Annotated in this window: 18 protein-coding genes; all 18 read right to left on the bottom strand. The window is 71.9% G+C overall.

Annotated elements, in window-relative coordinates:
* Positions 1-20: 20 nt before the first annotated feature.
* Positions 21-959, bottom strand: a complete 939-nt coding sequence (gene rarD, locus OU787_RS19040; protein ID WP_030459070.1) for an EamA family transporter RarD — start codon at positions 957-959, stop codon at positions 21-23.
* A 152-nt stretch (positions 960-1,111) separates the two neighbouring features.
* Positions 1,112-2,149 carry a 2-oxoacid:ferredoxin oxidoreductase subunit beta gene (locus OU787_RS19035; protein WP_030459071.1) on the bottom strand — a complete coding sequence of 346 codons (1,038 nt, stop codon included), beginning with the start codon at positions 2,147-2,149 and terminating at the stop codon, positions 1,112-1,114.
* Positions 2,146-4,035 carry a 2-oxoacid:acceptor oxidoreductase subunit alpha gene (locus tag OU787_RS19030; protein ID WP_380376157.1) on the bottom strand — a complete coding sequence of 630 codons (1,890 nt, stop codon included), beginning with the start codon at positions 4,033-4,035 and terminating at the stop codon, positions 2,146-2,148. Before OU787_RS19030 ends, OU787_RS19035 begins: the two co-directional genes overlap by 4 nt.
* A gap of 203 nt (positions 4,036-4,238) precedes the next feature.
* On the bottom strand, positions 4,239-4,898 hold the full coding sequence (locus tag OU787_RS19025) for a response regulator transcription factor (RefSeq protein ID WP_304414204.1): 660 nt from the start codon (positions 4,896-4,898) through the stop codon (positions 4,239-4,241).
* A 59-nt stretch (positions 4,899-4,957) separates the two neighbouring features.
* Positions 4,958-5,971, bottom strand: coding sequence for a polyprenyl synthetase family protein (locus OU787_RS19020; RefSeq protein ID WP_030459074.1), 1,014 nt, complete (start codon positions 5,969-5,971; stop codon positions 4,958-4,960).
* 218 nt (positions 5,972-6,189) lie between these two features.
* The gene (gene nuoN / locus OU787_RS19015) at positions 6,190-7,824 is read right to left on the bottom strand and encodes an NADH-quinone oxidoreductase subunit NuoN (protein ID WP_030459075.1); all 1,635 of its coding nucleotides are present in this window, start codon (positions 7,822-7,824) and stop codon (positions 6,190-6,192) included.
* Positions 7,824-9,437, bottom strand: coding sequence for an NADH-quinone oxidoreductase subunit M (locus OU787_RS19010; RefSeq protein ID WP_030459076.1), 1,614 nt, complete (start codon positions 9,435-9,437; stop codon positions 7,824-7,826). Before OU787_RS19010 ends, nuoN begins: the two co-directional genes overlap by 1 nt.
* Positions 9,437-11,335, bottom strand: a complete 1,899-nt coding sequence (gene nuoL, locus OU787_RS19005) for an NADH-quinone oxidoreductase subunit L (RefSeq protein ID WP_268660086.1) — start codon at positions 11,333-11,335, stop codon at positions 9,437-9,439. Before nuoL ends, OU787_RS19010 begins: the two co-directional genes overlap by 1 nt.
* A 15-nt stretch (positions 11,336-11,350) precedes the next feature.
* Positions 11,351-11,650, bottom strand: coding sequence for an NADH-quinone oxidoreductase subunit NuoK (gene nuoK, locus OU787_RS19000; RefSeq protein WP_030459078.1), 300 nt, complete (start codon positions 11,648-11,650; stop codon positions 11,351-11,353).
* Positions 11,647-12,498 carry an NADH-quinone oxidoreductase subunit J gene (locus OU787_RS18995; RefSeq protein ID WP_035954565.1) on the bottom strand — a complete coding sequence of 284 codons (852 nt, stop codon included), beginning with the start codon at positions 12,496-12,498 and terminating at the stop codon, positions 11,647-11,649. Before OU787_RS18995 ends, nuoK begins: the two co-directional genes overlap by 4 nt.
* Complete coding sequence (gene nuoI / locus OU787_RS18990) at positions 12,495-13,076, bottom strand: NADH-quinone oxidoreductase subunit NuoI (RefSeq protein ID WP_030459080.1); 582 nt, start codon at positions 13,074-13,076, stop codon at positions 12,495-12,497. The genes OU787_RS18995 and nuoI overlap by 4 nt, the downstream gene beginning before the upstream one ends.
* 6 nt (positions 13,077-13,082) lie before the next feature.
* Entirely contained in the window at positions 13,083-14,408 is a 1,326-nt protein-coding gene (gene nuoH / locus OU787_RS18985; RefSeq protein WP_030459081.1) for an NADH-quinone oxidoreductase subunit NuoH, read from the bottom strand.
* On the bottom strand, positions 14,405-16,849 hold the full coding sequence (locus OU787_RS18980) for an NADH-quinone oxidoreductase subunit G (protein WP_268660085.1): 2,445 nt from the start codon (positions 16,847-16,849) through the stop codon (positions 14,405-14,407). Before OU787_RS18980 ends, nuoH begins: the two co-directional genes overlap by 4 nt.
* Positions 16,846-18,204 carry an NADH-quinone oxidoreductase subunit NuoF gene (nuoF, locus tag OU787_RS18975; RefSeq protein WP_030459083.1) on the bottom strand — a complete coding sequence of 453 codons (1,359 nt, stop codon included), beginning with the start codon at positions 18,202-18,204 and terminating at the stop codon, positions 16,846-16,848. Before nuoF ends, OU787_RS18980 begins: the two co-directional genes overlap by 4 nt.
* The gene (gene nuoE, locus OU787_RS18970) at positions 18,204-18,923 is read right to left on the bottom strand and encodes an NADH-quinone oxidoreductase subunit NuoE (RefSeq protein ID WP_268661887.1); all 720 of its coding nucleotides are present in this window, start codon (positions 18,921-18,923) and stop codon (positions 18,204-18,206) included. Before nuoE ends, nuoF begins: the two co-directional genes overlap by 1 nt.
* Before the next feature lie 17 nt (positions 18,924-18,940).
* Entirely contained in the window at positions 18,941-20,269 is a 1,329-nt protein-coding gene (locus OU787_RS18965) for an NADH-quinone oxidoreductase subunit D (protein ID WP_268660084.1), read from the bottom strand.
* Positions 20,269-20,991 (bottom strand): NADH-quinone oxidoreductase subunit C, encoded by a 723-nt coding sequence (locus tag OU787_RS18960; protein ID WP_030459086.1) that lies wholly within the window; start codon positions 20,989-20,991, stop codon positions 20,269-20,271. Before OU787_RS18960 ends, OU787_RS18965 begins: the two co-directional genes overlap by 1 nt.
* The gene (locus tag OU787_RS18955; RefSeq protein ID WP_030459087.1) at positions 20,988-21,542 is read right to left on the bottom strand and encodes a NuoB/complex I 20 kDa subunit family protein; all 555 of its coding nucleotides are present in this window, start codon (positions 21,540-21,542) and stop codon (positions 20,988-20,990) included. Before OU787_RS18955 ends, OU787_RS18960 begins: the two co-directional genes overlap by 4 nt.
* Positions 21,543-21,614: the final 72 nt, after the last annotated feature.

The following is a 21,614-nucleotide window of genomic DNA, read 5'->3' as shown; positions in this document are numbered from 1 at the left end:
CCGCCGTCAGGAACCCGCCGTCAGGACGCGGCGGCCGGCACCGGCGGGGCGGTGGCGGCGGCGCGCCGCCGCTCGACCCGGATCCGCCGCAGCGCGTCCCCGCTCAGCACCACCAGCGCCACCCACACCAGGGCGAAGCCCGCCCAGCGGGCCGGCTCCATCGTCTCGTGGAACACCGCCACGCCGATCAGGAACTGCGACACCGGCGCCAGGTACTGCAGCAGCCCCAGCGTGGTCAGCGGCACCCGCAGCGCCGCCGCGCCGAAGCACATCAGCGGCACCGCCGTGATCACCCCGCTGGCCAGCAGCAGCGCGGTGTGGCCCCAACCGTGGTGCCCCAGGGTGCCCTGGCCGCGCACCTCCAGGTAGACCAGGAACGCCACCGCGAACGGGAACATCACCGCGCTCTCCACCGCGAGGCTCTCCGCCCCGCCCAGGCCGACCTTCTTCTTCAGCAGCCCGTAGGTGGCGAACGAGAACGCCAGCGCCAGCGCGATCCACGGCGGCCGGCCGTACGCCACCGTCAGCACCAGGACCGCCGCGGTGCCGACGCCGACCGCCGCCCACTGCGCCGGGCGCAGCCGCTCGCGCAGCACCAGCACGCCGAAGGCGATCGTCACCAGCGGGTTGATGAAGTACCCGAGGCTGGTCTCCACCACGTGCCCGGAGTTCACGCCCCAGATGTACACGCCCCAGTTCACCGAGACGGTGGCCGCGGCCAGCGCCAGCATGCCCAGCCGCCGGGGCTGGCGCAGCAGCGGGCGGATCCACGCCCAGCGGCGGCGCACCAGCAGCATCGCGGTGACCGCCACCAGCGACCACGTCATCCGGTTGGCCAGGATGTCGGCCGCCCCGGCGGGCTCCAGCAGCGGCCAGAACAGCGGGAACAGGCCCCACATCCCGTACGCCGCGAAGCCGTTCCACAATCCGACCCTGGCCTCCCGCGAACCCTCCGCCATGGCCTGCCCTTCACCCGCGCGCCGTCGTGTCACCCGAAAGGTAACGGCCCGCGCGCCGGAATGTCATCCCCGTAATCCTGGGACGGTGCTGACGACGGCGGCCGGGGCCCGGGAAACGCCTGCTCCCCGGGCCCCGGCCGTCACCGCTCGGCCTACGCGTCCACCGTCCAGGTGCTGGAGCCCGCCAGCAGGGCGGCGAGGCCGCCGCGGCCCTGCTGCTCCTCGGCCCGGGTCAGCTGCTCGGCCATCAGGGTGTCGTAGACCGGCCGGGCGACGTCGCGCAGGACGCCGATCGGGGTGTGGTGCAGGGTGTCGGCGTCGGCCAGCCTGGTCAGCGCGAAGGCGGTGGCCGGGCTGGCGGCGTGGGCGTCGTGGACCAGCGCGGTGCCCTCGCCGAGCGGGGCGATCCGCAGTTCGCCGTCGCCGTCCCGGACCACCTGGTGCCCGGCGCCGACCAGGACCGGCTGCCCGTGCTCCAGGCGGATCAGCGCCTCGTCGCGGGTGCCCGGCTCCTTGAGGACCTCGAAGGCACCGTCGTTGAAGATGTTGCAGTTCTGGTAGATCTCCACCAGCGCGGTGCCCTCGTGCTGCGCGGCGGCCCGCAGCACCGACTGCAGGTGCTGGCGGTCGGAGTCGATGGTGCGGGCCACGAAGGTGGCCTCGGCGCCGATCGCCAGCGAGAGCGGGTTGAACGGGGTGTCCAGCGAGCCCATCGGCGTCGACTTGGTGATCTTGCCGACCTCGCTGGTGGGCGAGTACTGCCCCTTGGTCAGGCCGTAGATCCGGTTGTTGAACAGCAGGATCTTCAGGTTGACGTTGCGGCGCAGCGCGTGGATCAGGTGGTTGCCGCCGATCGACAGCGCGTCGCCGTCGCCGGTCACCACCCACACCGACAGGTCGGGGCGGGAGGCGGCCAGGCCGGTGGCGATCGCCGGGGCGCGGCCGTGGATCGAGTGCATCCCGTAGGTGTTCATGTAGTACGGGAAGCGCGAGGAGCAGCCGATGCCGGAGACGAAGACGGTGTTCTCGCGCCGGATGCCCAGCTCGGGCATGAAGGACTGGACGGCGGCCAGGACGGCGTAGTCCCCGCAGCCGGGGCACCAGCGCACCTCCTGGTCGGTCTTGAACTCCTTCGCGGTCTGCGGGCCGTCCGCCTTGGGGACCAGGCGCAGGGCGGGGAAGTCGGTCATCGGGTCTCCTCCGCGTCGAGGCCGCCGAGCGCGGCGTGCAGCACGTCGGCGAGTTGGGCGGCCTTGAACGGCAGGCCGCGGACCTGGTTGTAGGACTGGGCGTCGACGAGGTACTTGGCGCGCAGCAGCAGGGCGAGCTGGCCGAGGTTCATCTCGGGGACGATCACCCGCTGGTAGCCGCGCAGGACGGCGCCGAGGTTGGCCGGGAACGGGTTGAGGTGGCGCAGGTGGGCCTGGGCGACGTGGCCGCCGTCGGCCCGCACCCGGCGCACCGCGGCGGTGATCGGGCCGTAGGTGGAGCCCCAGCCGAGCACCAGGACCCGGGCCTCGCCGCTCGGGTCGTCGACCTCGACGTCGGGCACCGCGATGCCGTCGACCTTGGCCTGCCGGGTGCGGACCATGAAGTCGTGGTTGGCCGGGTCGTAGGAGATGTTGCCGGTGCCGTCCTGCTTCTCGATGCCGCCGATCCGGTGCTCCAGGCCGGCGGTGCCGGGGACCGCCCACGGGCGGGCCAGCGTGTGCGGGTCGCGCTGGTAGGGGCGGAAGCTGCCGTCGGGGCCGTTCGGCTCGGTGGCGAACTCGACGCGCAGGTCCGGGAGTTCGTCGACGTCCGGGAGCTTCCACGGCTCGGAGCCGTTGGCCAGGTAGCCGTCCGAGAGCAGGAACACCGGGGTGCGGTAGGTGAGCGCGATCCGGGCCGCCTCCAGCGCGGCCGTGAAGCACTCGGCGGGCGTGGCGGGCGCCACGATCGGCACCGGGGCCTCGCCGTTGCGGCCGAACATCGCCTGCAGCAGGTCGGCCTGCTCGGTCTTGGTGGGCAGGCCGGTGGACGGGCCGCCGCGCTGGATGTCGACCACCACCAGCGGCAGTTCCAGCGACACCGCGAGGCCGATGGTCTCGCTCTTGAGCGCCACGCCGGGCCCGGAGGTCGTGGTCACGCCCAGCGCGCCGCCGAACGCCGCGCCCAGCGCGGCGCCGATCCCGGCGATCTCGTCCTCGGCCTGGAAGGTGCGCACGCCGAAGTTCTTGTGCCGGGACAGCTCGTGCAGGATGTCCGAGGCCGGGGTGATCGGGTACGAGCCGAGGAACACCGGCAGCCCGGAGCGCTCCCCCGCCGCGACCAGGCCGTAGGACAGCGCCAGGTTGCCGGAGATGTTGCGGTAGGTGCCGGGTTCGAGCTTGGCGGGCGGCACCTCGTAGGAGACCGCGAAGCTCTCGGTGGTCTCGCCGAAGTTCCAGCCGGCCCGGAACGCCGTCACGTTGGCCTCGGCGATCTGCGGCTTCTTGGCGAACTTCTGCCGCAGGAACAGCTCGGTGCTGTGGGTGGGCCGGTGGTACATCCAGGACAGCAGGCCGAGCGCGAACATGTTCTTCGCCCGCTCGGCGTCCTTGCGGGCCAGTCCGCTGTCCTTGAGCGCCTCCAGGGTGAGCGTGGTCAGCCCCACCGGGTGCAGCCGGAACGCCTCCAGCGAGCCGTCCTCCAGCGGGTCCCGCTGGTAGCCGACCTTGGCCAGCGCCCGCTTGGTGAACTCGTCGGTGTTGACGATGATCTCGGCGCCGGCCGGCAGGTCCGGCAGGTTGGCCTTCAGCGCCGCCGGGTTCATCGCCACCAGGACGTCGGGCGCGTCGCCCGGCGTCAGGATGTCGTGGTCGGCGAAGTGCAGCTGGAAGCTGGAGACGCCGGGCAGGGTGCCTGCGGGTGCGCGGATCTCGGCCGGGAAGTTCGGCAGCGTGGAGAGGTCGTTGCCGAACGCCGCCGTCTCCGAGGTGAACCGGTCGCCGGTGAGCTGCATGCCGTCGCCGGAGTCACCCGCGAAACGGATGATCACCCGGTCCAGCCGCCTGATCGGCTTGGCCGTCCGTCCGGGCGCTGAACGCTCCGACACGGCCGGGCCGTCGCCGTCCGAACCGTCCACTGCTTCTGACTGATCGACCTGACTGGTCACTGCCGCGGACCTCCTCGTCGGGGGAGCCAGCAGCGGGCGTGAGCCGTGTGCCCCGTCCGCCTGGCGCACCACAGCGAATCCTAAGCGGGCGGAGCACCGCTGGAAGGGAACTCGCACAGACGGCTGCGGCGGGTCCCGCCAGGTCAGGACTCCAGGTAGGCGAGCACCGCGAGAACCCGCCGGTGGTCCTCCTGGCTCTGTCCCAAACCCAGCTTCTGGAAGATGTTCGACACGTGCTTCTCCACCGCGCCGTCCGACACCACCAGCTGCTTGGCGATCGCCGCGTTGGTCCGGCCCTCGGCCATCAGGCCCAGCACCTCGCGCTCACGGGGCGTCAGCGCGGCCAGCGTGTCGACCTGGCGGCTGCGGCTGAGCAGCTGCTGCACCACCTCCGGGTCCAGCGCGGTGCCGCCCTCGGCGACCCGGGCCACCGCGTCGACGAACTCGCGGACCTCGGCCACCCGGTCCTTCAGCAGGTAGCCCACGCCCCGGGTGGAGCCCGCCAGCAGCTCGCTCGCGTACTGCTCCTCGACGTGCTGGGAGAGCACCAGCACCCCCAGCCCGGGGTGCCGCCCGCGCAGCTCCACGCAGGCCCGCACGCCCTCGTCGGTGTGCGTCGGGGGCATCCGGACGTCCGCCACCACGACGTCGGGCAGGGCGCCCTCCGCGTGCAGGGCGTCGATCGTGCGCACCAGGGCCTCGCCGTCGCCGACCCCGGCCACGACCTCCATCCCACGGTCCGTCAGCAGTCGTGTCAGCCCCTCCCGGAGCAGCACGGAGTCCTCGGCGATCACCACGCGCAACATGGGCACGACCCTATCGGGGACCGGGCGGGCCGCGGGCCGCGGCGGCCGGACCGGGCCTACATGGTGCGGATCGCCACCGTGTCGCACAGCTCCTGCAGGGCGGCCTTGGCCGGACAGTCCGGCAGCGGGTCGAGCAGCGCCCGGGCCTCCTCGGCGTAGCGCAGCGTCTCGCGGCGGGCCCGCTCCAGCGCCGGGTGGCGGCGCAGCAGGCGCAGCGCCTCGGCGTGCGCGGCGTCGTCGGCGGCCAGGTCGGTGTCGAGCAGCTCGCGCAGCCGGGCGTCCTCGGGGTCGGCCGGGTCGGCGGGCATCTGGCGCAGCAGCAGCACCGGCAGGGTCGGCACGCCCTCGCGCAGGTCGGTGCCGGGGGTCTTGCCGGACTCGTGGCCGTCGCTGGCGATGTCGAGGACGTCGTCGGCGAGTTGGAAGGCGGTGCCGATCCGCTCGCCGTACTGGGTGAGCAGGTCGACGATCCAGCGCTCGGCGCCGGCCATCAGGGAGCCGAAGCGGCAGGCCACCGCGATCAGCGAGCCGGTCTTGCCGGACAGCACGTCCAGGTAGTGCCGCAGCGGGTCGTCCTCGGGGCGCGGCCCGGCGGTCTCCAGGATCTGGCCGGTGACCAGCCGCTCGAAGGCGTCGGACTGGATCCGGACCGCCTCGGTGCCCAGGTCGGAGAGCACCTGGGAGGCGCGGGAGAACAGGAAGTCGCCGGTGAGGATGGCCACCGAGTTGTCCCAGCGGCTGTTGGCGCTGGGGGCGCCGCGGCGCACCGGGGCCTCGTCCATCACGTCGTCGTGGTACAGCGTGGCGAGGTGGGTCAGCTCGACCACCACCGCGGACGGCACCACGCCGGGCGCCGTCGGGTCGCCGAACTGGGCGGCCAGCATCACCAGCAGCGGGCGGAAGCGCTTGCCGCCGGCCTCGATCAGGTGGCTGGCGGTCACCGTGATGAAGGGCACGTCGCTCTTGACGGCCTCGGCCAGGGCTGCCTCCACGGCCTCCATCCCGGCCTGGACGTCCCGGGTCAGATCGCGGTCCTGCACGCTCAGCCCGAAGGGCCCCACGACGGTCACGCTGACCACTCCTGTCCCTGGTCGATCCAGCGGGCCGGTCCCTCAGCGCCGCCGATGCACATACAAGGCAGCGTATCCGGTCCGGAGTGGATCACTGCACGGGCATGGGCCCGACTTCCCTGGTGGCGGGAGGCGGGCCCCGGACGGGCCGGCCGGGGCCGGTCAGCGCTCCGGCCCCCGCCCGGTGCGGGCGGGGGCCGGGGGCCGGCCGGGGCCGGTCAGCGGACGAACAGCGAGGCCTTGGAGGCCAGGTCGAGGAAGTACTGCGGGAGCAGGCCCAGGCCGAGGGTGACCAACACGCCGACGCCGATGGCGGTGGCGGTGAACGCGCTGGGCACCGCCACGGCGGGGCCGGAGGGCTGCGGGTCGGAGAAGAACATCAGCACGATGACCCGGATGTAGAAGAACGCGGCGACCGCGGAGGACAGCACGCCGACGATGACCAGCGGGGTGGCCCCGCCCTGGGCCGCGGCCTGGAAGACCGCGAACTTGCCGGTGAAGCCGGAGGTCAGCGGAATGCCCGCGAAGGCCAGCAGGAACAGTGCGAACACCGCCGCCAGCAGCGGCGAACGGCGGCCCAGTCCGGCCCAGTTGGACAGGTGGGTGGCCTCGCCCTTGGAGTCCCGCACCAGGGTGACCACGGCGAACGCGCCGAGCGTCACGAAGGAGTACGCCAGCAGGTAGAACAGCACCGCGGAGACGCCGCGCCGGTCGGTGGCGATCAGGCCGGTGAGGATGAACCCGGCGTGCGCGATCGAGGAGTAGGCGAGCAGCCGCTTCACGTCCTGCTGGGTGACCGCGAGGATCGAGCCGACCACCATGGTGAGGATCGCCACGCCCCACATCACCGGCCGCCAGTCCCAGCGCAGGCCGGGGAAGGCTACGTAGAACAGCCGCAGCAGGGCGCCGAACGCGGCGGTCTTGGTGGCGGCCGCCATGAACCCGGTGACGGGCGTCGGGGCGCCCTGGTAGACGTCCGGGGTCCAGGAGTGGAACGGCACCGCGCCGACCTTGAACAGCAGGCCGACGGCCAGCATGGCCAGGCCGATCAGCAGCAGCGCGTCGTTCTGGGTGGTGACGGCCAGCGCCGGGGTGACCGGGGCGACACCGGAGACCGCGTCGGCGATCCCGCCGAGCTGCACCGTGCCCGCGTAGCCGTACAGCAGGGCCGTGCCGAACAGGAAGAACGCCGAGGCGAACGCGCCCAGCAGGAAGTACTTGACGGCCGCCTCCTGGGAGATCAGCCGGCGGCGCCGGGCCAGCGCGCACATCAGGTAGAGCGGCAGCGAGAGCACTTCGAGGGCCACGAACATGGTCAGCAGGTCGTTGGCGGCCGGGAAGAGCAGCATGCCGCCGACCGCGAACAGGGTCAGCGGGTAGATCTCGGTGGTGCGCATCCCCTCGCGGGTGGCGTCGCGCTCCTGCTCGCCGCCGGGGACGGCCGCGGCCTGGGCGGCGAACGCGTCGACCCGGTGGCCGTTGATCCGCGGCTCCAGCCGGCCCTCGGCGTAGCCGAGCACGGTCAGCACCGCGGTCAGCAGGATCACGCCCTGCAGGAACAGCGCGGGGCCGTCGATGGCGACCGCGCCCATCGCCAGCAGGCCCGCCTTGGTGGTGGCGTGGCCCTGCGCGGCGAGCACCACCACGGCGGCGAAGGCGCCGCCGAGGCCGAGCAGCGAGACGCCCAGCTGGGCGGAGGCCCGCAGCCGGCGCGGCAGGAACGCCTCGACCAGGATGCCGAGCACCGCGGCGCCGAACACCACCAGCATCGGGGAGAGCTGGCCGTACTCGATGTGCGGGGCGGGGATGCTCGGGCTGTTGCCGCCGGCGGCGGCCAGCGCGTGGACGGGCATCACTTCTGCTCACCTCCGTTGGCGGCGACGGCCGGGTGGGCCGGCGCCGGGTCGGTGCGGTGGACCTGGCTGAGGGTGTCGTTGACGGCCGGGTTCACCAGGTCGGTGAGCGGCTTCGGGTAGACGCCGAGCAGCAGGGTCAGGGCCACCAGCGGGGCCACGACGGCCAGTTCACGGGCCTTCAGGTCGGGCATGCCCTCGACCGGGGCCTTCACCGGGCCGGTCATGGTGCGCTGGTACAGCAGCAGCGCGTACAGCGCGGCCAGCACGATGCCGAAGGTGGCGACGATGCCGAGCGCCGGGTACCGGCTGAAGGTGCCGACCAGGACCAGGAACTCGCTGACGAACGGGGCCATCCCGGGCAGCGACAGCGTCGCCAGGCCGCCGATCAGGAAGGTGCCGGCCAGCACCGGGGCGACCTTCTGCACGCCGCCGTAGTCGGCGATCAGGCGGGAGCCGCGGCGGGAGATCAGGAAGCCCGCCACCAGCATCCAGACGGCGGTGGAGATGCCGTGGTTGACCATGTAGAGCGTGGCGCCGGACTGGCCCTGGCTGGTCATCGCGAAGATGCCCAGGATGATGAACCCGAAGTGCGAGATCGACGCGTAGGCGACCAGGCGCTTGATGTCCTTCTGGCCGATCGCCACCAGCGCGCCGTAGACGATGCCGACCAGCGCCAGCACCATGATCACCGGGGCGAAGGTCTTCGACGCGTCCGGGAACAGGCCCAGGCAGAACCGCAGCATGGCGAAGGTGCCGACCTTGTCGACCACCGCGGTGATCAGCACGGCCGTCCCGGCGGTGGACTCGCCCATCGCGTTCGGCAGCCAGGTGTGCAGCGGCCACAGCGGGGCCTTCACCGCGAAGGCGAAGAAGAAGCCGAGGAACAGCGCCCGCTGCGCGTTGGGGTCGATCACCAGCTTGCCGGAGGAGATGGCGTCGGTCAGCCCGGTGAGGCTGAACGTCGCCTGCCCCTGGTCGGCGGCCACCACGTACAGGCCGATCACGGCGGCCAGCATGACCAGGCCGCCGAGCAGGTTGTACAGCAGGAACTTGACGGCCGCGTAGGAGCGCTGCCGGTCCGCGTCCGGGCCGCCGGCCTTGTCGCCGAAGCCGCCGATCAGGAAGTACATCGGGATCAGCATGGCTTCGAAGAACACGTAGAACACGAAGACGTCGGTGGCCAGGAAGGACACCAGCACCATCGCCTCGACGGCCAGGATCAGCGCGAAGAACGCCTGGGTGCGCCGCTTGGACTCGAACGAGCCCTCCGGGGCCGCAGGGTCCGCGTCGTGCCAGCCGGCCAGCATCACCACCGGCACCAGGACGGCGGTGAGCAGCGCCAGCGCGGTGCCGATGCCGTCCGCGCCGAGCGAGAAGCTGATCCCGAAGGAGCGGATCCAGGAGTAGGACTCGGTCAACTGGTAGCGGGCGCCCCCGGGTTCGTAGGACGCCGCGATCGCGGCGGCCAGGCCCAGGGTGAGGACGGAGACCGCCAGCGCCACGGTCTTGGTGGTGCGCCGCCGGGCCTCGCTGGTCCCGGCCGGGAGGGCGGCGGTGAGCACCGCTCCGGCGGCCGGGACGGCACAGGTGGCGGAGAGGAGGTAGCTCATCAGACCGACCTCATCAGGAGAGTGGAGGCGACCAGCACCAGCGTGCCGCCGAACATGGAGAGCGCGTACGTGCGGACGTAGCCGGTCTGGATCCGGCGCAGCCGGCTGGAGATCCCGCCGATCGCGGCGGCCAGGCCGTTGACGAAGCCGTCCAGGCCCCGGCTGTCGAACCAGACCAGGGTGGCGGCCAGCGCGGTGCCGGGACGGACCAGGACGGCGTGGTTGAAGTCGTCCTGGAGCAGGTCGCGGCGGGCGGCCCGGGTGAGCGGCGAGCCGATCGGCGGCTTGACCGGGACGGGGCTGCGGCCGTACATCTGCCAGGCCAGGCCCGCGCCCGCCAGCATGCAGACGGTGGCGATCAGGCTGACCACGAGCGGGGACAGCGGCGAGTCGCCCTCGGCGTGGCCGGTGACCGGCTCCAGCCAGTGGACGAAGGAGCTGCCGTAGGCGAACAGGCCGCCGGCGAACACCGAGCCGAAGGCCAGCACGACCATCGGGGCGGTCATCGTCCTCGGGGACTCGTGCGGGTGCGGCGCCTCGCCGGTCTCCGGGTCGGGCTGCCAGCGCTTCTCGCCGAAGAAGGTCAGCACCATCACCCGGGTCATGTAGAACGCGGTGACCGCGGCGCCGATCAGGGCGCACAGGCCGAGGATCCAGCCCTCGGTGCCGCCCTTGGCGAACGCCGCCTCGATGATCTTGTCCTTGGAGAAGAAGCCGGACAGGCCCGGGAAGCCGATGATCGCCAGGTAGCCGAGGCCGAAGGTGGCGAAGGTGACCGGCATGTACGTGCGCAGGCCGCCGTAGTGCCGCATGTTCACCTCGTCGTTCATGCCGTGCATGACCGACCCGGCGCCGAGGAACATCCCGGCCTTGAAGAAGCCGTGGGTGACCAGGTGCATGATGGCGAAGGCGTAGCCGATCGGGCCCAGCCCCGCCGCCATGATCATGTAGCCGATCTGCGACATGGTCGAGCCGGCCAGCGCCTTCTTGATGTCGTCCTTGGCGCAACCGACGATCGCACCGAACAGCAGCGTCACCGCGCCGACCACCACCACGGCGGTCTGCGCGTCCGGCGCCAGGTCGAAGATCGCCCCGGAGCGGACGATCAGGTAGACGCCGGCGGTGACCATGGTGGCCGCGTGGATGAGGGCGGAGACCGGGGTCGGGCCCTCCATCGCGTCGCCCAGCCAGGACTGCAGCGGCACCTGCGCGGACTTGCCGCAGGCGGCCAGCAGCAGCATCAGGCCGATCGCGGTGAGCTTGCCCTCGCTCGCGTCGCCCGCGGTGGCGAACACCGGCTGGAAGGCGAAGGAGCCGAACTCGACGAACATCAGCATGATCGCGATGGACAGGCCCATGTCGCCGACCCGGTTGACGATGAACGCCTTCTTGGCGGCCGTCGCGGCGCTCGGCTTGTGCTGCCAGAACCCGATCAGCAGGTAGGACGCCAGGCCGACGCCCTCCCAACCCACGTACAGCAGCAGGTAGTTGTCGGCGAGAACCAGCACCAGCATGGCGGCCAGGAACAGGTTCAGGTAGGCGAAGAAGCGGCGGCGGCGCTCGTCGTGCGCCATGTAGCCCACCGAGTACAGGTGGATCAGGGTGCCGACGCCGGTGATCAGCAGGACGAAGGTGATCGAGAGTTGGTCGAGCTGGAAGGAGACGTCGGCCTGGAAGCCGTCGACCGGGATCCAGCTGAACAGCCGCTCGGTGACGGCGCGGTGCTCGGCGTCCCGGCCGAGCATGTCCGCGAACAGGGCCAGTCCGAAGGCGAAGGAGAGCGCGGCCAGCAGGACCGCGATCCAGTGCCCGAACCGGTCCAGGGCCCGTCCGCCGAGCAGCAGCAGGGCAGCGCCGGCCAGCGGCGCCGCGACCAGCAGCGGAATGAGAGAGTTCACTGAGGGGCCCTCCGCCTACAGCTTCATCAGGTTGCTGTCGTCGACCGAAGCGGAGTGCCTGGTCCGGAAGATGGAGACGATGATGGCGAGGCCGACCACGACCTCGGCCGCCGCGACCACCATGGTGAAGAACGCGATGATCTGGCCGTCCAGGTTGCCGTGCAGCCGGGAGAAGGTGACCAGCGCCAGGTTCGAGGCGTTCAGCATCAGCTCCACGCACATGAACAGCACGATCGCGTTGCGCCGCACCAGCACGCCCGAGGCGCCGATGGTGAACAGCAGCGCGGCGAGGTACAGGTAGTTGGCCGGGTTCACTCCGCCTCCTCCTTGTCCTTGGTCGGCACGGTCTCCAGCGCCTGGCGCGGCCCGGCGACCTGCGGGCGGGCCGAGGACGGGCGGCCCAGCCAGTCGGCCGTGGTCTCCTCCAGCTCGGCCATCCGCCGCAGCATCTCCTGGCTGACGTCGCGGACCTGGCCGCGCTCGCGCAGGGTGCCCATCACCGAGTCCTCGGCGACGGTGCCGTCCGGCAGCAGCGCCGGGACGTCCACCGCGTTGTGCCGGGCGTACACGCCGGGGGCGGGCAGCGGCGGCACCTGGATGTTGTCCGCGACCCGGCGGGCCGCCAGCTGGCGCTGGGTCGGCGGCGCCTTGACCTTCTCGCGGTGGGTCAGCACCATCGCGCCGATCGCCGCGGTGATCAGCAGCGCGCCGGTCACCTCGAACGCCCACACGTACTTGGTGAAGATCAGCCGGGCCAGGCCCTGCACGTTGCCCTCGGCGTTCGCCGCGGACAGGCCGGTGAAGTTCCGCAGGTGCGCGTTGGCCAGGCCGGCGATCAGCAGCACGCCGAAGCCCAGGCCGCAGAGCACCGCGGCGACCCGCTGGCCCTTCAGCTGCTCCTTGAGCGAGTCCGCCGAGGAGACGCCGACCAGCATCACCACGAACAGGAACAGCATCATGATCGCGCCGGTGTAGACCACGATCTGCACCACGCCGAGGAACACCGCGCCCTGCGCCATGTAGCAGACCGCCAGCGACAGCATGGTCGCCGCCAGGCAGAGCGCCGAGTGCACGGCCTTCTTCATCAGCAGCATGCCGAGCGCCCCGCCGACCGCGATCACGGCCAGCACCCAGAACTGCACGGCCTCGCCGGTGGAGGTCATGACTGCTCCTCCTTCTCCCGCTCGTGCCGCTCCTGCCGGACGGTGCCGGGCGCCGCGCCGGTGATCTCGCCCCGGTAGTAGGCGCCCTCGTCGGCGCCGGGGAAGATCGAGTGCGGGGAGTCGACCATGCCCTCGGACAGCCCGACCAGCAACTGCTCCTTGGTGAAGATCAGGTCCTGCCGACTGGAGTCCGCGAGCTCGTACTCGTTGGTCATGGTCAGCGCCCGGGTCGGGCACGCCTCGACGCACAGCCCGCACAGGATGCAGCGGGCGTAGTTGATCTGGTAGACCGCGCCGTACCGCTCGCCGGGCGAGTAGCGCTCCTCGTCCCGGTTGTCGGCGCCCTCGACGTAGATCGCGTCGGCCGGACAGGCCCAGGCGCACAGCTCGCAGCCGACGCACTTCTCCAGGCCGTCCGGGTGCCGGTTCAGCTGGTGGCGGCCGTGGAAGCGCGGAGCGGTGGGCTTCTTGTACTCCGGGTACTGCTCGGTGAGCCGCTTCTTGAACATGGCCTTGAAGGTCACGCCGAAGCCGGCGGCCGGCCCGAGGATCGACTTCTCTGACGGTTCGTCAGGCATCTCGGATCAGCTCCCTTCGGAATGGTCGGCCCCGTTGAGGGCGTCCTGGAGTTGCGGGGTCCGGCGGCGGCGGCGCGGCACGGGCGGCAGTTCCTGCCCGGGCAGCGGCGGGACGGGGTAGCCCCCGGCCATCGGGTCGAAGGCCGGGGCGGCCTCCGGCACCGGCTCGGGCTTCTTGCGCAGCAGGTCGACCACCAGCGCGATCAGCAGGACCACCGCCAGCGGCGCCCCCACGTACAGCACCACGTTGGCGAAGCCGTAGCCCTCGTTGCGCAGCGCCCGCACCGTGGAGACCATCACCAGCCACACCAGCGAGACCGGGATGAGCACCTTCCAGCCGAGCTTCATGAACTGGTCGTAGCGCAGCCGGGGCAGGGTGCCGCGCAGCCAGATGAAGAAGAACAGCAGCAGCTGGATCTTCAGCACGATCCACAGCATCGGCCACCAGCCGTGGTTGGCGCCCTCCCAGAAGGCGGACACCGGCCACGGGGCGCGCCAGCCGCCCAGGAACAGCGTCGAGGCGACCGCCGAGACGGTGACCATGTTGACGTACTCGGCCAGCATGAACATCGCGAACTTCAGCGAGGAGTACTCGGTGTTGAAGCCGCCGACCAGCTCGCCCTCGGCCTCCGGGAGGTCGAACGGCGCCCGGTTGGTCTCGCCGACCATGGCGATGATGTAGACGATGAACGACACCGGCAGCAGCACCGCGAACCAGGTCGGCTGCTGCGAGGAGACGATCTCCGAGGTCGACATCGAGCCCGAGTAGATGAACACCGCCGCGAACGACAGGCCCATCGCGATCTCGTAGCTGATCATCTGCGCGGACGAGCGGATGCCGCCCAGCAGCGGGTACGTCGAACCGGACGACCAGCCGGCCAGCACGATGCCGTAGATGCCCACCGAGGCGGTGGCCAGGATGTACAGCAATGCGATCGGCAGGTCGGTCAGCTGCAGCGGGGTGCGGGTGCCGAAGATCGACACCTCGTTGTCCGCCGGGCCGAACGGGATCACCGCGAACGCCATGAACGCGGGGATCGCCGCGACGATCGGCGCCAGCACGTAGACCGCCTTGTCGGCGCCCTTGACCACCAGGTCTTCCTTCAGCGCCAGCTTCACGCCGTCGGCCAGCGACTGCAGCATGCCCCACGGGCCGTGCCGGTTCGGGCCGATCCGCAGCTGCATCCAGGCGACCACCTTGCGCTCCCAGACGATGGCGATCAGCACCGTCAGGACCAGGAACGCGAAGCAGAACACCGCCTTCAGCAGCACCAGCCACCACGGGTCGCGGCCGAAGAAGCCGAGCGTGTCGGCAGCAGCAAGGACCCTCATGACTCCTCCGCCGGGGCGATGGTGACCAGGTGGCCGACCGTGGTGCCGAGCGCGCGGTACGCGCCGCCGTCCGGCGTCGAGTTGAGCGGCAGCCAGACCGTGCGGTCCGGCATCGCGTCGGTGATCTCCAGCGGCAGGGTCAGCGACCCGGCCGGGCCGGTGACCCGCAGCGCCGCCGTCGCGCCGACCTCGGCGGCGGTGGCGGCGGACAGCCGGGCCACCGCGGCGTGCCGGGTGCCGGCCAGGTGCTCGTCGCCCTCCTGGAGGGTGCCGTGGTCCAGCAGCATCCGGTGCCCGGCCAGCACGGCCTGCCCGGTGGCCGGGCGGGGCAGCACCGCGGGGTGCGCGGCGGGCGCCGCCGGGCGGTCGCCCGTCCACGGGGCGAAACGGTCCAGCTCCAGGCGGGCCGCCCGGACGTCGGGCAGGCCGATCGGCCGGTCCAGCGCGTCCGCGACCATGTTCAGCACCCGGACGTCGGCGTGCAGGTGGCGCTGCATCAACTGGTCGGGCTTGAGCGCCGGTTCGAACATCCGGACCCGGCCCTCCCAGTCCAGGAAGGTGCCGGCCTTCTCGGCGACCGCCGCGACCGGCAGCACCACGTCGGCGTGCGCGGTGACCGCGGACGGGCGCAGCTCCAGCGAGAGCACGAAGTCGGCCCGGGCCAGGGCCTCGTCGGCCAGCGCCGGGTCCGGCAGGTCGTCCAGGCCGACGCCGCCGACCACCAGCGCGTCCAACTCGCCCGCCGCCGCGGCGGCCAGGATCTGGCCGGTGTCGCGGCCGGGGCGGGACGGCAGTTCGGCGACGCCCCAGTGCGCGGCCGCCTCGGCCCGGGCGGCGGGCACCGCGACGGACCGGCCGCCGGGCAGCAGCCCGGGCAGCGCGCCCGCCTCGACGGCGCCGCGCTCACCGGCCCGGCGCGGCACCCAGGCGAGCTTCGCCCCGGTGGTGTGCGCCAGGCGCAGCGCGGCGCTCAGGCCGCCCGCGGTCTGCGCGAGCCGCTCGCCGACCAGCACCACCGCGCCCGGCGAGCGCAGCGCGTCCGCGCAGCGCCCGGCGTCGTCGGCGAGTACCTCCTCGCCGGCCAGCGCGCCCAGCCACTCGACCTCGGTGCCGGGGGCGGCGGGCAGCAGCGCGCCGCGCAGCTTGGCCAGGCCGCGGGTGGCGTGCGAGGCGATCGAGAACACCCGCAGCCCGGAGGCCCGGTTGGCCTTGCGCAGCCGCAGGAAGACGATCGGCGCCTCCTCCTCGGCCTCCAGCCCGACCAGCAGCACGGCGGGGGCGGCTTCGAGTTGACGGTACGTCAGGCCGTTGCCGTCCAGGTCGACGCCGGTGCCCGCGACGGCCGCGGCCAGGAAGTCGGCCTCCTCGCCGCTGTGCGGCCGGGCGCGGAAGTCGACGTCGTTGGTGCCGAGCGCGAGGCGGGCGAACTTGCCGTAGCCGTACGCGTCCTCGACGGTCACCCGGCCGCCCGCGAGCACCCCGGCGCGGGCGCCGCGCAGCCCCTCGGCGGCCCGGGTCAGCGCCTCCGGCCAGGAGGCGGCGACGAGTTCGCCGTCCTCGCCGCGGACCATCGGCGTGGTGAACCGGTCGCGCTGCTGGGCGTAGCGGAACGCGAACCGGCCCTTGTCGCAGTTCCACTCCTCGTTGACCTCCGGCTCGTTGCCGGCCAGGCGCCGCAGCACCTTGCCGCGCCGGTGGTCGGTGCGCTGCCCGCAGCCGGCCGAGCAGTGCTCGCACACCGACGGGGAGGACACCAGGTCGAACGGGCGGGAGCGGAACCGGTAGGCGGCGGAGGTGAGCGCGCCGACCGGGCAGATCTGGATGGTGTTGCCGGAGAAGTACGAGTCCAGCGGCTGGTCCGCGCCGGTGCCGACCTGCTGGAGCGCGCCGCGCTCGACCAGGTCGATGAACGGGTCGCCGGCGATCTGCTGCGAGAACCGGGTGCAGCGGGCGCACAGCACGCAGCGCTCGCGGTCCAGCAGCACCTGGGTGGAGAGCGGGAGCGGCTTCTCGTACGTCCGCTTGGCGCCGTCGAACCGGGAGTCGGGGTCGCCGGTGGACATCGCCTGGTTCTGCAGCGGACACTCGCCGCCCTTGTCGCAGACCGGGCAGTCCAGCGGGTGGTTGATCAGCAGCAGCTCCATCACGCCGCGCTGCGCCTTCTCGGCGACCGCGGAGGACAGCTGGGTGCGCACCACCATGCCCTCGGTGACCGGGATGGTGCAGGAGGCGACCGGCTTGCGCTGCCCCTCGATCTCCACGATGCACTGGCGGCACGCCCCGACGGGGTCGAGCAGCGGGTGGTCGCAGAAGCGCGGGACCTGGGTGCCGATCTGCTCGGCGGCGCGGATCACCAGCGTGCCCTTGGGGACGCTGACTTCGACGCCGTCGATGGTGAGCGTGACCAGCTCGGTCTGGGTGGAAGGCTCCGTGACCGTCACGCGTGCACCTCCCTCTCGGTGGCGGACTCGTGGACGGGGGCCCGGTCGGCCCAGACGGTGGAGGCCGCCGGGTCGAACGGGCAGCGGTGTTCGTTGATGTGCTGCTCGTACTCGGCGCGGAAGTGCTGCAGCGAGGAGACGATCGGGCTGGCCGCGCCGTCGCCCAGGGCGCAGAACGACTTGCCGTTGATGTTGTCGGCGATGTCGAGGAGCTTCTCCAGGTCCCCGGCCTCGCCCTGTCCGGCCTCGATCCGCTTGAGCAGCTGGACCAGCCAGTAGGTGCCCTCGCGGCACGGGGTGCACTTGCCGCAGGACTCGTGGGCGTAGAACTCGGTCCACCGGGTGACGGCCCGCACCACGCAGGTGGTCTCGTCGAAGACCTGCAGCGCCTTGGTGCCGAGCATCGACCCGGCCGCGCCGACGCCCTCGTAGTCCAGCGGGACGTCGAGGTGCTCGTCGGTGAACATCGGGGTCGAGGAGCCGCCCGGCGTCCAGAACTTGAGCCGGTGCCCGGCCCGGACGCCGCCGGTGATCTCCAGCAGCTGGCGCAGCGTGATGCCGAGCGGCGCCTCGTACTGGCCGGGGTTGGTGACGTGCCCGGAGAGCGAGTACAGCGTGAAGCCGGGCGACTTCTCGGTGCCCAGCGACTTGAACCAGTCCTTGCCGCGGGCCAGGATCGGCGGCACCGAGGCGATCGACTCGACGTTGTTCACCACCGTCGGGCAGGCGTACAGGCCGGCGATCGCCGGGAACGGCGGGCGCAGCCGGGGCTGGCCGCGGCGGCCCTCCAGCGAGTCGAGCAGCGCGGTCTCCTCGCCGCAGATGTACGCACCGGCGCCGGCGTGCACGGTGATGTCCAGGTTGATGCCGGAGCCCTGGACGTCCTTGCCGAGGTACCCGGCCTCGTACGCCTCGGCGACCGCCGCCTGGAGGCGGCGCAGCACCGGGACGACCTCGCCGCGCAGGTAGACGAAGGCGTGCTCGCAGCGGATCGCGTACGAGGCGATGACCATGCCCTCGATCAGCGCGTGCGGGTTGGCGAACAGCAGCGGGATGTCCTTGCAGGTGCCCGGCTCGGACTCGTCGGCGTTGACCACCAGGTAGTGCGGCTTGCCGTCGTTCTGCGGGATGAACTGCCACTTCATGCCGGTGGGGAAGCCGGCGCCGCCGCGGCCGCGCAGGCCCGCGTCCTTGACCAGGGCGATCACCTCGTCCGGGGCCATCGCGAGGGCGGCGCGCAGGCCGTCGTAGCCGCCGTGCCGGCGGTAGGTCTCCAGCGTCCAGGGGCGCTGGTCGTCCCAGGAGGCGGACAGGACCGGGGAGAGGAGCTTCTCGGCCGGTTCGGCGGAGGTCATCACGCTTCCGTCCCTTCGTGCCGCGGGGAGACCACCTTGGCGCCCGGGGTGCCGGGCAGCGCCTCGCCCCTGGCGAGGCGCAGGCCGGCCAGCGAGGGCGCGCCGCCCGCGCCGGACTCGTCGTTGGCGCCGGGGCGCCCGTCGGCGAAGCCGGCCAGGATCCGGGAGGTCTCCTTGAACGAGCAGAGCTTGGCGCCGCGGGTGGGGCGGACCTCCTGCCCGGCGCGCAGCTGGTCGACCAGCTGCTTGGCGCTGTCCGGGTTCTGGTTGTCGAAGAACTCCCAGTTGACCATCACCACGGGGGCGTAGTCGCAGGCCGCGTTGCACTCGATGTGCTCGATCGAGACCGAGCCGTCCTCGGTGGTCTGGTTGTTCTCGATCCCGAGGTGCTGCTTGAGCTCGTCGAAGATCTGGTCGCCGCCGAGCACCGCGCACAGCGTGTTGGTGCACACGCCGACGTGGTACTCGCCGGCCGGGCGCCGCCGGTACATCGTGTAGAAGGTGGCGACCGCGGTGACCTCGGCGGTGGTCAGCTCCAACTGCTCGGCGCAGAACCGGATCCCGGTCGGGGTGACGCAGCCGTCCTCGGCCTGCACCAGGTGCAGCAGCGGCAGCAGCGCGGACCGGGACTGCGGGTAGCGGTCGATCAACTCCCGGGCGTCGGCCGCGAGTCGGGCCGCCACCTCCGGCGGGTAGGGCTTGGCCGGCAGCGCCGGCAGGCCGAGTTCTGTGCTGCTCACCGGTCCACGCCTCCCATCACCGGGTCGATCCCGGCCACCGCCACGATCACGTCGGCCAGCGGGCCGCCCTCGCACATCGCGGCCATCGTCTGCAGGTTGGTGAAGGACGGGTCGCGGAAGTGCACCCGGTAGGGCCGGGTGCCGCCGTCGCTGACCACGTGCACGCCGAGTTCGCCCTTGGGCGACTCCACCGCGGCGTAGGCCTGTCCGACCGGGACCTTGAAGCCCTCGGTGACCAGCTTGAAGTGGTGGATCAGGGCCTCCATCGAGGTGCCCATGATCTTCCGGATGTGGTCCAGCGAGTTGCCCATGCCGTCGGGGCCGACGGCCAGTTGGGACGGCCAGGCGATCTTCTTGTCCGCCACCATGACCGGTCCGGGCTTCAGCCGCTCCAGGCACTGCTCGACGATCCGCAGCGACTGCTTCATCTCCTCCAGGCGGATCAGGAACCGCCCGTAGGAGTCCGCGCTGTCGGCCACCGCGACGTCGAAGTCGTAGGTCTCGTAGCCGCAGTACGGGTCGGACTTGCGCAGGTCGTGCGGCAGGCCGGTGGCCCGCAGGATCGGGCCGGTGGCGCCGAGCGCCAGGCAGCCGGGCAGGTCGAGGAAGCCGACGTCGACCAGCCGGGCCTTGAACACCGGGTTGTCGGTGGCCAGCTTGTCGTACTCGTGCATCCGCGAGCGCAGCAGGTTGACGCCCTCGCGGATCTTGTCGACCGCGCCGGGCGGCAGGTCCTGGGCCAGGCCGCCGGGGCGGACGTAGGCGTGGTTCATCCGCAGGCCGGTGACCAGCTCGAAGATGTCCAGCACGACTTCGCGGTCCCGGAAGCCGTAGATCATCAGGGTGGTGGAGCCGATCTCCATGCCGCCGGTGGCCAGCGCCACCAGGTGCGAGGAGATCCGGTTGAGCTCCATCATCAGCACCCGGATCACGGTGGCCCGCTCGGGCACGTCCGCGGTGATCCCGAGCAGCTTCTCCACGGCCAGGCAGTAGGCGGTCTCGTTGTACAGCGGAGTGAGGTAGTCCATCCGCGTCACGAACGTGGTGCCCTGCACCCAGTTGCGGAACTCCATGTTCTTCTCGATGCCGGTGTGCAGGTAGCCGATGCCGCAGCGGGCCTCGGTGACCGTCTCGCCGTCGATCTCCAGGATCAGCCGCAGCACGCCGTGGGTGGACGGGTGCTGCGGGCCCATGTTGACGATGATCCGCTCGTCGTCGGCGCCGGCCACCGCCTCGGCGACCTCGCCCCAGTCGCCGCCGGTGACGGTGAACACCCGTCCCTCGGTGGTCTCCCGGGCTCCTGCTTCGTAGTGGGTGCTGCTCATCAGCTGTACGACCTCCGCTGGTCGGGAGCCGGGATCTGGGCGCCCTTGTACTCGACGGGGATGCCGCCGAGCGGGTAGTCCTTGCGCTGCGGGTGCCCCAGCCAGTCGTCCGGCATCATGATCCGGGTGAGCGCCGGGTGGCCCTCGAAGACCAGGCCGAAGAAGTCGTAGGTCTCCCGCTCGTGCCAGTCGTTGGTCGGGTAGACGCTCACCACGGACGGGATCCGCGGGTCCGCGTCGGGCGCGGTGACCTCCAGCCGGATCAGCCGGGTGTGGGTGATCGAGCGCAGGTGGTAGACCGCGTGCAGCTCCCGGCCCTTGTCCTGCGGGTAGTGCACGCCGCTGACGCCCAGGCACAGTTCGAACCGCAGCGCCGGGTCGTCGCGCAGGATCCGCACCGCCTTCAGCAGGTGCGCGCGGTCCAGGTGGAAGGTCAGCTCGCCGCGGTCGACGACGGTCTTCTCGATCACGTCGGCCACGTCGAGGCCCTGCTCCTCCAGCGCGCCCTCGAACTCGTCGGCCACCTCGTCGAAGTAGCCCCCGTACGGGCGCTCGCTCGGGCCGGGCAGCACGATCGGCGCGGTCAGGCCGCCGAAGCCGGAGGTGTCGCCGGTGCCGTGGGCGCCGAACATGCCCTGCCGGCGGCCGACCACCTCGACCGGGATCTCCCGCCGGGTCGCGGGCACGTCGGGCTTCTGCTCGGACTTCTGCTCGTCGCTCATCGCAGCAGCCCCCGCATCTCGCTGGTCGGGACGGCCTGCAGCGCGAGGCGCTCGGCCTCCTCCTCGGCCCGGCGGCGGTTCACGCCGAGCTTCTCGTGCTGGATCTTCTCGTGCAGCTTGACGATCGCGTCCAGCAGCATCTCCGGGCGGGGCGGGCAGCCCGGCAGGTAGATGTCGACGGGGACGATGTGGTCGACGCCCTGGACGATCGCGTAGTTGTTGAACATGCCGCCGGAGGAGGCGCACACGCCCATCGAGATGACCCACTTCGGGTTCGGCATCTGGTCGTAGACCTGCCGCAGCACCGGCGCCATCTTCTGGCTGACCCGGCCGGCCACGATCATCAGGTCGGCCTGCCGGGGCGAGCCCCGGAAGACCTCCATGCCGAACCGGGCCAGGTCGTAGCGGCCCGCGCCGGTGGTCATCATCTCGATCGCGCAGCAGGCCAGACCGAAGGTGGCCGGGAAGACCGAAGCCTTCCGCACCCAGCCCGCGGCGGCCTCCACGCTGGTGAGTAGGAAGCCGCTCGGCAGCTTCTCCTCGATCCCCATCAGTTCCCTCTCAATGCCCTCGAGTCCGGTGGCTTGTCCGCCCGTTCACAAACGTCCGCGCGTCCCGTGCGC

The organism is Kitasatospora sp. YST-16, from assembly GCF_026802215.1.
GTDB classification, from domain to species: domain Bacteria; phylum Actinomycetota; class Actinomycetes; order Streptomycetales; family Streptomycetaceae; genus Kitasatospora; species Kitasatospora cineracea.
This window is presented reverse-complemented; position numbering and strand designations above follow the sequence as displayed.